General features: G+C 47.2%; 9 protein-coding genes. 6 read left to right on the top strand and 3 right to left on the bottom strand.

What is annotated here, in order from left to right:
- Positions 1-36 precede the first annotated feature (36 nt).
- A complete protein-coding gene (locus PRUTH_RS17420; RefSeq protein WP_151174040.1) occupies positions 37-1590 on the bottom strand; it encodes a phospholipase D family protein in 1554 nt (517 codons plus the stop codon).
- A gap of 91 nt (positions 1591-1681) precedes the next feature.
- A complete protein-coding gene (locus PRUTH_RS17415; protein ID WP_022944621.1) occupies positions 1682-1876 on the bottom strand; it encodes a (2Fe-2S)-binding protein in 195 nt (64 codons plus the stop codon).
- 375 nt (positions 1877-2251) lie between these two features.
- Here PRUTH_RS17415 and betI point away from each other — a divergent pair, with 375 nt between their 5' ends.
- The 5 genes from betI to PRUTH_RS17390 all read left to right on the top strand — a co-directional run bounded on the left by betI (position 2252) and on the right by PRUTH_RS17390 (position 8046).
- The gene (betI, locus tag PRUTH_RS17410; protein WP_026111069.1) at positions 2252-2851 is read left to right on the top strand and encodes a transcriptional regulator BetI; all 600 of its coding nucleotides are present in this window, start codon (positions 2252-2254) and stop codon (positions 2849-2851) included.
- Positions 2852-4315: a betaine-aldehyde dehydrogenase gene (betB, locus tag PRUTH_RS17405; protein ID WP_151174039.1), complete on the top strand. Its 1464-nt coding sequence runs from the start codon at positions 2852-2854 to the stop codon at positions 4313-4315. It abuts the gene before it with no gap.
- A gap of 12 nt (positions 4316-4327) precedes the next feature.
- Entirely contained in the window at positions 4328-5995 is a 1668-nt protein-coding gene (betA, locus tag PRUTH_RS17400) for a choline dehydrogenase (protein ID WP_151174038.1), read from the top strand.
- 123 nt (positions 5996-6118) lie between these two features.
- Positions 6119-7336, top strand: coding sequence for a BCCT family transporter (locus PRUTH_RS17395; RefSeq protein WP_022944617.1), 1218 nt, complete (start codon positions 6119-6121; stop codon positions 7334-7336).
- 5 nt (positions 7337-7341) lie between these two features.
- Complete coding sequence (locus tag PRUTH_RS17390) at positions 7342-8046, top strand: TorF family putative porin (protein ID WP_045978983.1); 705 nt, start codon at positions 7342-7344, stop codon at positions 8044-8046.
- 29 nt (positions 8047-8075) lie between these two features.
- Here the strand turns inward: PRUTH_RS17390 and PRUTH_RS17385 are convergent, their stop codons facing one another.
- Positions 8076-8606 (bottom strand): isochorismatase family protein, encoded by a 531-nt coding sequence (locus tag PRUTH_RS17385; protein ID WP_151174037.1) that lies wholly within the window; start codon positions 8604-8606, stop codon positions 8076-8078.
- Between the two features lie 240 nt (positions 8607-8846).
- Between PRUTH_RS17385 and PRUTH_RS17380 the strand changes: the two genes are divergently transcribed.
- Positions 8847-13361: an EAL domain-containing protein gene (locus PRUTH_RS17380; protein ID WP_151174036.1), complete on the top strand. Its 4515-nt coding sequence runs from the start codon at positions 8847-8849 to the stop codon at positions 13359-13361.
- Positions 13362-13371: the final 10 nt, after the last annotated feature.

Below are 13371 nucleotides of genomic sequence, written 5' to 3'. Positions count from 1 at the left end.
CGGCTTTTTTATTTTAGTGTGGCCAACATGGCTGTGCTATAAAACATCTTCTATCGGCAATAAAGACATAAGCCATACTTTAAAACGCAACCATGCACTGGTATCAGGCTCAGTGGTCAATCGCTGTTGATTCTTTCTGTCTTGCCACACAATATCGCCCTGCTCGTCGAGGCTTAGTTGCCACGCATATTTGGGCATCTCCGTTGTGATCCATCGACTTAATAAGCGATTCATACGCTCGGAGTGAATCAACAGCCCTTGCTCTGTGTTTAAATTAAACGAGCGCGGGTCTAGATTTAGCGAACCTACAAATATTTTGTCATCATCCATGGTCATGCTTTTAGCGTGCAAGCTGGCAGTGGAAGAACCACGAAACCCTTTACGCTTCGGTTGCTGCGCGGCTAAATCCAGATTACGCTTAAGCTCCCATAATTCGACGCCCATAGCCAACAGCTGCTGACGATAATCGGCATACCCAGCATGCACAACCGGCACATCGGTGGCGGCAAGCGAGTTAGTGAGAACAGTCACAGCAACCCCCTGCTCACGCCATTTCTTAATGAGCTCTAATCCTTTGTCTTTGGGAATGAAATAAGGGGAGATAATGTTCACGCGCTGGCGAGGCTCTCCCATGGCTGCAAACAGCTTCGGTGCCATGTGCGTACTATTATTACGGCTATCGGTTAACAGCTTATTAGGGTCATCAACATATAACTGCGCTTTTGCCCAATCCATAGACAGCTTGCCGTTAACCAATGTTTGTACCAGAGTGGACTCTTTAAGCCTTTGAATATACGGGCTTTCGTTGTGAAATGCGGTGCTAACGTAACGACTTAGGCGGCTTGATAACTGCGCCAAATCTTGGCTGTCAGCACTGCCAGACAATTCATTGATATCCTCAGCGAGTGGATGATTCCAATATAAGTCGAAAGCCATGGTTGCCTTATCAACGATTGGGCCGACACCCAGTACGTCAAAGTCAACAAATTGTGAGTTATGATCACCGGAAAAATAGGCGTTGCCAATGTTCCGCCCCCCAGTAATGAAGAGCTCGCTGTCAACGATAAAGCTCTTATTGTGCATACGCCGCGATACACGGGAATAATCAGTGATAAAACTTAAGAACCGCAACCGCCTGTGATTCAAAGGATTAAACAGTCTCACTTCAACGTTGTTATGCACCGCCAAAGCACTTAAATCTTGCTCTAAGTTCGCTTGAGATAGGTCATCAAGTAACAGGCGAACTCGCACGCCACGCTCGGCAGCACGCAATAAATAGGCACTCAACAGCTGTGAGGTTTCTTCGCGATGATACAAATAGTACTGTAAATCGACAGAGTATTGCGCTGTCTCTATCAGCGCAATACGTGCAGCGAAGGCATCTAGGCCATCAATCAAGGGATAAAACCCCGACAGTTCAGGGCTGGGCTGTTCGTCTATAACATTCGATATCAAAGCTGTTCCCTTCGCTGGCATGGAATAACTGGCATCATCTAAGTTGTGCACGTTATACGCTTTAGGGGCTACGCAACCGGCAACAACCACCACGGCAAAGACAAGTAATAAACGCGCGTTGATAAGGGCATCCATTGTGATTACCTAAGCAACGTAGTCTATTGTTACTATAACAAATTCAGGGGGATATAAAAGGAGGTAGGAGGATCATACGTCGCTATAGGGATTAAGCGACGTCGTCAGTCACATCAACAATATCAATCAGCTTTTGGTTAAGAATTTTTTTGGTGCAATTGCAGCATTTGCCACACTGCGAACCAACCTTTAGTTCTTTTGTAAGATCGCGCATTGAACGGGCTCCATCATCAATCGCCTGCTCAATTTTTTTGTCTGATACACCATGACATAAACAGATATACACGAATACAAACCACTCTCAATTGCGTTATTGGCTATAGTTTAATCTAAACAAAAATAGTTATCAATAAAAAATTATTGCTCTTTTATTGCGCTATCTACACTTTGCTAACAAGCAATTAGACATCTAATCATTGGTGCTGATAAAAAAATTTTGTATCTCTATTCTCGAGCTGTACCCGCCACCAAAAAAGCACTTTGACAGAACTATAACTCAATGTTTTAAATTGATATTTATCAATTCACCGACCAGTAAAAATTAGCCTTCTAGTCAACATAGATCTTTGCCTACGTTTGGATCTGAACAAACTCTGAAGCTTGATCATTTCAGCTCAAACTATTAATCTTTATTTTAATTGAACGGTCAATTAATAAAAATATGCCTAAAGTCGGAATGGAACCTGTGCGGCGTCAACAGTTAATCGACGCCACTTTAAACTCAGTTGCTGAGCTTGGCTTACATGCCACCACCATCAACAGCATTAGCAAACGTGCCGGATTATCTTCGGGCATCATTAGCCATTACTTTGGTGGTAAACAAGGTTTGATTGAAGCAACGGTGCGTTACTTATTAACCCAGCTGAAAATTAACTTGCTGGCGAAGACCACCGCTGACGACACGCTCAGTCCACGAGAGCGACTAAACTTAATCGTTGAGTCAAACTTTGCCCCCGTACAGCAACAGCATGACAGCACCCGAACTTGGCTGAGCTTTTGGGCGCAGTCACTGCACGACCCTGCCCTATTCCGACTGCAGCAGGTCAACAGTCGTCGCTTACGCAGTAATTTACAGGTGTCGTTTAATACCCTGATGCCACGCGACAAAGCCAAGCAGGCCGCCGAGTTGGCCGCAGGCATGATTGACGGATTATGGCTACGCTGTGTACTCAGCCGCGGCGAAGCCGATGACTTTCATCACGCTGAGCAGTTAAGTAAAAGTTATATCGATACCCTGATAGCGCAATTTGGAGAACAGTAAATGTCTTACCCTCGCTTACAAAGTTTTATTGATGGTGCCCCCATGGCCAACGCCAGTGGCGATGTGTTTGATGTCATTAACCCAGCAACTGACGAGGTCATCTATCAGGTCGAAGTGGCCGATGAGCATATCCAACAGGCCGCCATCGACAGCGCTAAAGCTGGTTTCGCGCAGTGGTCAGCGATGCAGCCTATCGAGCGCGCCCGCATTTTGCACAAAGCGGTGGCCTTGTTACGCGAGCGTAACGATGAGCTGGCGAAAATTGAAGTATTAGATACCGGTAAACCGTGGCAAGAAGCCGAGTGCGTCGATGTAGTCACTGGTGCCGACGCCATTGAGTACTCTGCCTCATTAGCGCCCACCGTAGTCGGTCAGCAGCAAGAGGTTGCCGGCGACTTTTACTATACCCGCAAAGAAGCATTAGGGGTGTGTGCCGGCATTGGCGCATGGAACTACCCTCTGCAAATCGCGTGTTGGAAATCTGCACCGGCATTGGCCGCAGGTAACGCCATGATTTTTAAGCCTTCGGAAGAAACCCCAAAAGGCGCCAACATGTTAGCGGAGATTTTCATTGAAGCCGGCGTACCAGCAGGGGTTTTCAATGTCGTCCATGGCGCCGCCGAGGTGGGTCAGTGGCTTACAACCCACTCAGAAATCGAGAAGGTCTCTTTCACCGGCGAAGTGGGCACAGGTAAAAAAGTAATGCAAAGCGCCGCCAGCAACTTAAAAGACGTCACCATGGAGCTCGGCGGCAAATCACCGCTATTGGTATTTGATGATGCCGATATTAGCGAAGCGGTCAGTGCCGCAATGCTTGGCAACTTCTACACCCAAGGTGAAGTGTGCACTAACTGTACTCGTGTGTTTGTGCAGCGTGGTGTTTATGAGCAGTTTATGAGTGAACTGCTCGAGCGCACACAAAAGAATATTATTGCCGGCGATCCGTTAGACCCTGAGGTGAACTTAGGCGCGCTGATCTCGAAAAAGCATCAACAGCTTGTGCTTGAGTACATTGAAAAGGGTAAACAAGAAGGGGCTACCGTTGCCATCGGCGGTCATGCACTGACCCCAACAAGTGCGCCGCAAGGCTATTTTGTGGCCCCAACCGTGTTTACCGATTGCGATGACAACATGACTATTTGTCGCGAAGAAATCTTTGGTCCGGTTATGAGTGTCTTAGTGTTTGATGACGAGCAAGAAGTCATTGAGCGCGCTAATAACACACCTATGGGCCTGGCCGCTGGTGTAATGAGCCAAGATCTACGCCGCGCCCACCGTGTGATCCACCAGCTTGAGGCTGGTATTTGTTGGATTAATGCTTATGGCGCCTCCCCGGCAGAAATGCCTGTCGGCGGCTATAAGCTATCGGGCATCGGCCGCGAGAATGGCTTAGAGGCTATCAACCAATACCTACAAACGAAATCAGTGTACGTGGGTATGAACCAACTTGAGAGCCCGTTTTAAGGAGGTGTCATCATGAGCAGCGAATTTGATTATATTATCGTTGGCGCCGGTTCAGCGGGTTGTGTACTGGCAAACCGCCTGAGTGCCGATAGTAATAACCGGGTGTTGTTACTTGAGACCGGCGGCAGTGATAAAAGTATTTTTATTCAAATGCCTACGGCGCTGTCTATCCCTATGAATACCAGCAAGTATGCTTGGCAATTCCACGCTGAGGCAGAGCCATATTTAGACAATCGCAAAATGCATTGTCCTCGCGGCAAAGTACTCGGTGGCTCATCATCTATCAACGGCATGGTGTATGTACGCGGTCACGCCAAAGACTTTGACGAATGGCAACAACACGGTGCACAAGGCTGGAGCTATCAGGACTGCTTACCTTATTTCAAAAAGGCCGAGCAGTGGTACCTCGGCGGTGACACTTATCGTGGTGGCGATGGTCCTTTGGGCGTAAATAACGGCAACGACATGAAAAACCCGTTGTATAAAGCCTTTATTGATGCCGGTCAGCAAGCAGGCTATGCCTTTAGCAAAGATTATAATGGTGCACAGCAAGAGGGCTTTGGCCCTATGCACATGACCGTAAAAGACGGCAAACGTTGTTCGGCGGCGCGTGCCTATCTGGATCCGGTCAAAGAGCGTAGCAATCTCACCATCGTCACTCATGCGAAAGCGCAAAAAGTGTTACTAGAGGGCAAACAAGCTCGTGGCATTCAGTATCGCGTTGGTGGCAAAGTTCATAAAGCCATGGCCAACAAAGAAGTGATTTTAAGTGCCGGGCCCATTGGCTCTCCACATTTGTTGCAGTTGTCTGGCATCGGTGACAAAGCCCATTTAGATAATGCCGGTATTCCCTGTACACACCATTTACCCGGTGTGGGCCAGAACCTGCAAGATCACTTGGAGTTTTATTTCCAATTTAAGTGTAAGCAACCTATTACCCTCAATGGCAAGCTTGGGCTGTTTTCAAAAGCCATGATCGGGGCTCGCTGGTTATTATTCAAAGATGGCTTAGGGGCGACCAACCACTTTGAATCATGTGGCTTTATTCGCTCTAAAGAAGGGGTTGAGTGGCCTGATCTACAGTATCACTTTTTACCTGCGGCGATTCGTTACGATGGCAAGAGTGCCTTCGCTGGCCATGGCTTCCAAGTCCATATTGGTCACAATAAGCCGAAAAGTCGTGGTCATGTGTTGGTTAAAAACAGCGACCCTGACTGTGCGCCAAAAATTCAATTTAATTACCTTCAACACCCGGACGATATCGAAGGCTTTCGTGCCTGCGTGCGCCTAACGCGCGAAATTATTAATCAAAATGCATTTGATGCATTCCGCGATGAGGAAATTCAACCGGGTACTGACGTGCAAACAGATGAGCAGATTGATGCCTTTGTGCGCCAAGCCGTTGAAAGTGCCTATCACCCTTCTTGCTCGTGCAAAATGGGTGAAGATGAGATGGCCGTGGTTGATAGTCAGGCAAAGGTACATGGTGTTGAGGGTCTGCGTGTGGTTGACTCCTCAATTTTCCCGACCATTCCTAATGGCAACTTAAATGCACCCACCATTATGGTAGCGGAAAAGGCAGCCGACCATATCTTAGGAAAGACTCCGCTTGCGTCGCAACATGTTGAAGTGGTCAACGACCCGCAATGGCAGCAGCGACAGCGTAGCCAAACTCTGTAACTAATACGATTTCACAAGGCTTTCTTGGTGCAGCTCAATAGCTGCGCCCTGGGCGCCTTATATTTTAAAAACAACAAAATGGAGAAAATATGAACTATTTCTACTTATATTGGGAGGGTGATAATGACTTTATGGCTTAGTGCTGGCATTTTATTTACCCTACTCGCTATCGTCTTTATCTTGGCGAAATGGGGGAATGTGCAGTGCGTGGGTGTCACCCCAGTACGAACCTTCACCTTTATTGCTATCTTGTTCACCTCCGGCCTGGATGTGGGACTGATCATGTTCCCATTGACCGAGTTTGGCGGTTATGCAGACATAAACGCAAGCCCAGAATATGCATTCACTAACCCGCTCGCCATTGAGTTTGGTTTTTGGGGCTTTTTCATTTGGAGTTTTTACTTCCTCACCTGCTTTTATTTCTGCGTAATTGAGCCCAAAGTAAAGTTCTTTGAGATCCCTTGGGTGAAGTTTATTAATAACGTGGTGATTATTGGCACCTGTGCCTTCACCGCTTCATTATTGTTGGCCAACTTACCATGGTATTTGCCTAGCATCGGTGATGGCGAGAGCATCATTCCGTTATTTTACCTCATTGTCTTTGCCGCTATTGCCTTTTCTGTTTACTCCAGTACCGACATTAAATATGTACGTGTATTGAGTGTATCCACGACGTGGGTCTTTATTGGTCTTATCGCCTTTATGTGGGGCAGCGCCTTCTTATGGGGTGATAGCGCCATGGGTGAGTACGCTCAGTCAGTGGCCATGCTGGGAGGCTATTTTGGCAACATCCACGAATTTATCTTCCCTATCAATGATTACCACGCCTTCTACCTGTTTTGGTGGTTCGCATGGAGCATCATGATTGGCCAATTTACCGCCCGCTTTGTCGGTGGTCTTAAAACCTATCAGGTGCTAGCAGCGATGTTGATCTTCCCCTCTATTCCAATTGCGCTGTGGTTTGCGGTGTTATACCACTATCACGATGCAGGGCTAGATACGACGGGTATCCGTAACTTCGCCATGGTGTTTGTCGGCATTATCTTCGTGATCAACTCGTTGGACTCATTAATCCGTCTTTATAGTGACAACCTCAATCTGACGACTAAGCGTCTGGGTAAATGGCGTTACATGGGCTTCCATTTTCTAGCCTTAGCAGCGCTGACACTGTTGTTTACTTTTGACTTCTTACAAATCCAATGGGTCGGTGCCTTGGTAATTGGTCTATTCTTTAGTTGTTTAGGCTACATTTTGTACACCAAATTCAAAACCGTGAGCAACATCGATAGCTCACCAAAAGAAAACCGTCTTGATTATAAAAAAATAGAATCCGTACATTAGGAGCAATGATGAGAAAAACAATTTACTCTTTAAGCGCAATCTCGTTAATGATGGCCTCACAGGTCGCATTGGCTGATTGGTCAGCAACAATTACTGGTGCTAGCGACTACACCTTTAATGGTGTAAGCCAAACTGAAAACGACCCAGCGCTGCAAGGGAGCATTGATTACGCTGCCGATAACGGTTTCTACGCCGGCAGCTGGGCGTCAAACGTCGACTTTGGCGATGGCACTGACTTAGAATGGGATTTCTACGTCGGCCAATTTCGCCAGTTGAACAACCAGCTGTCTGTGGATTATGGTATCGCTTATTACAGTTATCACGGCGCATCTAGCTCCAGTGACGGTAACTATTTTGAAGCCTACACCAAATTTGCCTATGACTCGCAACTGGGTACTACCGAGGCCAACTTCTGGTACACCTGGGATTACTTTGGCACCGATGCTGGCCATGTTATCTCCATGCTAGCTCATAACTATGCACTGGCAGAGGGTCATAACTTGCGCTTAAGCGTAGACGCGTCAAACTCGCTAGATGGCGATAAGTTCGCGTGGCAAGCGGATGGCAAATCCTACGTACATTACCGTCTCGCCTATCAAACCTCCTATTCAGGCTTTGATTTCGAGTTAGCGGCAGAAGATACCAACCTTGATAGCGAATACGCTGATGAGCGCTTGGTACTGTCAGTGAGCAAAACGTTCTCACTGTAAATCCCCACAATGGGCGCCGACCATGGCGCCTATTTTATTAACGCTAAAACCTCTTTAAATTGCGGATGCTCGCAACTGTGCATCCATCCGAATATAGCCGTTTCTGCAGAGCATACCTGCACGCCAGCTTGGCGCAGTTGCAAAAGCGCCCATTGTTTGTTTTCTTGTTTTCGTGAACACACCGCATCGGCTATCACACTCACTGTGTAGCCCTTGGCCAATAAATCCATTGCCGTGAAGTAGACACAGACATGACTTTCCATACCACACAAATAGATGTGCTGGTGCGAGCCTAATGCTTGCTCAAAATCTTTATGCTGGGCGGCACTGAACGTTGTTTTGGTAATATAGTTGGCGTTCCCTATTTTAAGTTGTGCATCGGTTGGCCCAAGACCTTCAGGGTATTGCTCTGCCACCAAACAATGAATATCAAGGCAGTGACTGGCGCTAAGTAGCAACTGCACCTGAGCACGTATATGGGTGTACTCGCTCATAGCGGGTGCTAACTTAGCTTGCATATCAACAACCACTAAGGTTGCATTTTGTGCATTATTGTTCATTAAACGCTCCACTTTGTTCCTTTTTGTTTGCCGAAATTCATCATAAGGTGTGGTTTTTTCAAAGTAAAATTATAAAGATATAGTGACGAACCAAGGTTCTATGCTAAATTTATGTATTATTGTTAACGATTAGTTGATGCCTAAATGCCCTGAGGGATTTAAGGCTAATATGTTGGTTTCAACTTCAATTGGGGTCAGCCATTGCGTCGTCTACATAGCGCATGTATTACTGTGCTTTTCATGCTTTTGCATTTATTTGCTACACCCTCACAGGCACACGTCAACGATGCTGGATACGGCTATCAGCTCCAACGTTTATCCACTGATGAGGGCTTGTCTCAGGGCTCGGTTAGTGCCATAGCCCAAGACGATTTCGGCTATATGTGGTTCGCCACAGGGCGTGGTTTAAATCGCTACGACGGCTATAAGGTAACGCTTTTTGAGAGCCAACACTCGGCGCTAAGTAGTGACTTTATTTTGACCATGCTTAAACTAGCAAATGGCAAACTACTCGTGTCGACGCAGTTCAGCGGCGTGTACTTGGTCGATCCGGCCACACTCACTTCCAAGCAAATCATTGCCAATACCCTTAGTGAACACAAGATAGACTATGTTAGCGTCTCTGCAATCGCTCAAGATCCCCTGAACCCTGAGCGTGTTTGGCTTGGCTTAAATCATCATATTTTCAGTCTCGATTTAACCGATAACTCACTCACCCATGCCTTTAGTATTGCCAATGAAACCCATATCATCCGCGCCTTGCTGCCACATCAAGATGGGCTTTATGTCGGTGCATCTAATGGCCTTTACCATTATCAACAAGGCCGAGTGAAGCAAATTAACTACCTACCCAAGAGCGAAGCGCCGAGCGGCGATCAGCAAAACGTGAAACTGTTGCGCTTTGACAGTGAATTCGGCCTGATGATCGGCACGGTAGAAGGCTTGTACAGCATGAGCCTCTCTAGCCCCAATACATTTAGAACATTATTGCCAAGCTACAACATATGGGGCTTCCAACGCTATGGGCTTTATGACTTTATCGCCACAGATGAGGGCTTAAAACAATTTAATCGGCAATCTTTGCGCGCACAAACACTGGTCCAATTTAGTAAATCGCGCTTTGCCGTCAGCGACAACAGTATCCAAGTACTCTTTCGCGATAAAGGTGGCATGATTTGGCTTAGCTCTCGCTCCCAAGGAGTCTACTCATGGTCGCCGCTGTCTATGCGCTTTCGCCAACGAACACTTCCTAGCGGCCAGTATAAACATGGGCACATCGCTTGGGGCATGTATGAGCAAGCCGACGGCACATTGTGGGTGGGCAGCGATAACGGCCTCAATCGCCTCAGTGCCAATGGTGAGAGTGAAGCATACCTGGTCAGTAAAGACGATAAACTCGCCATTGGCCAACAAACTATCTATCGTATTTTTCCAGCCACACATCAGCCAGACTCGCTATGGTTGGAATCAAGCTACGGCAGTGAGCTATTTAACATCAAAACCAGTACCCTCACCCGACCGTTAGAAAAAGCAGATAGGCCTCAAAGCTTCGACCCCCAGAGTTACTATGGCGGGCTTGTGCAGTTACCTGACAATCGGGCGTTTTTTATCGCCCCCAGTGGCTTTTATATGTATGACCCCGAGGCCAACCGCATTACCGATGTGCCAGCACTAAATCGTGCGCTTTTGCCTGATTTAGCCACGCACTTTCTATCGCCGCTGCCTAATCATCCGAACGACCCACTGCTCAGCCATAGCGGTACGCTTTATCGCTATGACACCTCGCGCCAACAAGTTGAGGTGGTTTATGAATCCGCCAACACGAATCCACAGCACTTTAATTATATTGATGGCTGGACGGTCGATCAGAATAATTCCTTGTGGTTGAGCATCGATAACGAGGGCTTAGTTGCTCTTGATATGGAAACACTTGAGGTTCGCGCCCGAATAGGCCTAGAACAAGGATTAAAAAATCTTGGCGTGTATACGCCAGTGGTGGATGATTTAGGTTACTTGTGGTTTGGCTCCAACAACGGCTTGTATCGATTAAATATAAACTCTGAACACGTGCGCTATTTCACCGTAGAAGATGGCCTATCCGCATCGGAGTTTAACGCCTTCGCGGTACTTAAGCGAGGCAACGGCGAGCTAGTATTTGGTACCGTAAAAGGGTTATTGGAAATAGACCCGACAGACTTCGTCTCTGGCAACACCCAGTATATTGCACCACCACCGCAAATCACCAATATTGATTTATTGTCTCGTTCAATCGATTACTCCCCTATCAGTTATATTGATAAGCCGCTGCAGTTACAGCACGACGACCTCGGGCTGACAATATCCTTTTCTAGTTTTAACTTTTTACACCGCAGCCAAGTGCGCTACCGCATTAGTTTATCGGGTGCCAGCGACTTTACTTATAACGATTACAAAGACAACACCTTACAGTTTGCAAAACTCAACCCCGGACGCCATGAACTAAGCATTCGTGCTTTCGACCCCGTCTCCGGCAAGTACTCACGTGAGGCGCGTCTTATTGTTAATGTGGCCTACGCGCCATGGCGTTCGCCGCTTGCAAAAACCATGTATGCCTTGCTCGCCATTGCGATTATTGGCGCTTGGCTAATGTACTTACGCGCACAACAACGCAAACTACGTGACGCCCACAGTGTAGCGGTCAACTCGCAACAGCAAACCAACCTAGCTCTGCAAAGCAGTAACAGCGGTGTGTGGCACTACTATGTATCTGAGCGCCAATTTGCGCAGCGGCGTCTGAGTGACGAGCTCGGTTATGCTAACAGTTTTTTGAGCTGCTCATTTGAGCAACATGCCGAACTTATTCATCCCCATGATGTGGAGCGCTATCGTACCCAGTGGAAGCGCTTTTTAAAACAAGGGGAACAAGGCACTTGGGAGTGCACCTATCGCATTGCTCACAGCAGTGGTGAATGGCTGTGGTATCACGAAGTCGGGCGCATTACCGAATGCGACTTACAGGGGCATGCGCGAGTAGTATCAGGCATCTATACCAATATCACCGACGCGAAAGCCTCAGCGCAGCAAGCCACAGTATTAGGTGAAGCCATCAGCCAGATCAGCGATTGGTTACTGATTTTAGATGAGCATATGCAGCCGTTCTCCGCCAATCATAGTTTCCTGCAAGCCTTTGCCAGCCAGCAAGCGCCACAACTTAATATTCAGCCATTTGTACGTGCTCTGGGTAAACACAAATATAAGAAGTACATGAGTATCATCGGCCGCTTAAAAGCGGGGCAGAACTGGCGTTGTGAAGAGCAGATCCGCACCAAGCATAACCGCCACCATCCGGTGCAGATAAGCGTCACTGCGGTGTGCCGTGATAATAACGACAACCGTGATGAGGTAAGCTACTACGTCATCGTGATCACCGATTTGACCGAGCAAAAGCGTGCTGAAGACGAGTTACGCTACTTGGCCAATTACGACCCCTTAACCGGGTTACCGAATCGCACTATGATGCGCTCAAAAATATCCCAAGCAATTGACTATGCGAAAGAAAACGCTTCCCTTTTGGCCTTATTATTTATTGATTTGGACAAATTTAAGCCGGTAAATGATTCGTTTGGCCATGCCGTAGGTGACCAAGTGCTGTGCTGCATTTGTGAGCGCATCAGCGAACAATTAGACGACAATGCGCTGCTCGCGCGTCAAAGTGGCGATGAGTTCTTGTTACTGATAGAACATGTCCATTCACCACAGATGCTCAGTGAATTTGCTGAGCACTTAGCCAAGGTGTTAGAGCAACCCATAAAAATTGGCAATATTACTATCAATATCTCTGTCAGTGTGGGAATTGCGTTGTCTCCTTTCGATGCGGATAACGCCGAAGATCTTATTCGTAATGCCGATATGGCGATGATCCATGCCAAGAATGCGGGCCGCAATGGCTATAAGTTCTTCACCGAACAAATGAACAACCGCATTACCCATAAGTTAATGCTAGAAAATGCGTTACAAGATGCCTATCGCGATGAGGTGTTACTCAACCACTACCAGCCCATTGTGCATGACTTCCAAAAGCGCATCGTAGGTGTGGAGCTCCTTCTGCGCTGGCCACATGAAGGCACCTTTATCTCTCCGGGAGAATTTATCCCCATCGCAGAGGAAATAGGCTTAATTGATGCCATTACCGAGCAAGCACTACACAGAGCCCTGCGCGATTTAAAGCCTTGGTTTGAGAGCTCTGATGATTTCTATTTATCTTTGAACCTGTCGCCTATTCATATCTTAAAGTCGAATTTAAGCGACCGCCTACAAGATATTTTGGCTCTTCACCATGTTAGCCCCACCCAGCTTCGCTTGGAGATCACCGAAAACACCCTACTAGAGGATAAAACCAAAGCGGCAGAGCAACTTAACCGCTTGCACAGCGCCGGATTCAAACTTTTCCTTGATGACTTTGGCACTGGTTTCTCATCACTGACCTATTTGAGTCAATTCCCCATTGATGTCATTAAGATAGACCAAAGCTTTGTACGGCAAATTGGGGTAAATCCAACTAATGAATCCATTATTCGCACCATTCACAACTTGGCGCGCAGCCTTGGCCTATACTGTATCGCCGAGGGGGTGGAGACCAGAGAGCAAATCTTTTTCCTCAATAAGTTAGGGTGTCACCATTTACAAGGGTTCTTCTTTGCTCGACCAGTGGACGCACAAACACTGCTATCGAGTGAGTTTATCGATGGCGTAATTGATAAAACCAAGAGTTTGTAGTGCTTGAGTG

This window comes from Pseudoalteromonas ruthenica, assembly GCF_008808095.1.
In the GTDB taxonomy this organism is placed as follows: domain Bacteria; phylum Pseudomonadota; class Gammaproteobacteria; order Enterobacterales; family Alteromonadaceae; genus Pseudoalteromonas; species Pseudoalteromonas ruthenica.
Note: the sequence above shows the minus strand (reverse complement) of the source record. Positions and strands in the feature narration are given on the sequence as shown.

What these genes read in the sequence shown, in the direction of transcription:
- PRUTH_RS17420 (WP_151174040.1), bottom strand. Translation starts at nt 1,590, where the DNA reads ATGGATGCCCTTATCAACGCGCGTTTATTACTTGTCTTTGCCGTGGTG.
- betI (WP_026111069.1), top strand. Translation starts at nt 2,252, where the DNA reads ATGCCTAAAGTCGGAATGGAACCTGTGCGGCGTCAACAGTTAATCGAC.
- betB (WP_151174039.1), top strand. Translation starts at nt 2,852, where the DNA reads ATGTCTTACCCTCGCTTACAAAGTTTTATTGATGGTGCCCCCATGGCC.
- betA (WP_151174038.1), top strand. Translation starts at nt 4,328, where the DNA reads ATGAGCAGCGAATTTGATTATATTATCGTTGGCGCCGGTTCAGCGGGT.
- PRUTH_RS17395 (WP_022944617.1), top strand. Translation starts at nt 6,119, where the DNA reads ATGACTTTATGGCTTAGTGCTGGCATTTTATTTACCCTACTCGCTATC.
- PRUTH_RS17390 (WP_045978983.1), top strand. Translation starts at nt 7,342, where the DNA reads ATGATGAGAAAAACAATTTACTCTTTAAGCGCAATCTCGTTAATGATG.
- PRUTH_RS17385 (WP_151174037.1), bottom strand. Translation starts at nt 8,606, where the DNA reads ATGAACAATAATGCACAAAATGCAACCTTAGTGGTTGTTGATATGCAA.
- PRUTH_RS17380 (WP_151174036.1), top strand. Translation starts at nt 8,847, where the DNA reads ATGCTTTTGCATTTATTTGCTACACCCTCACAGGCACACGTCAACGAT.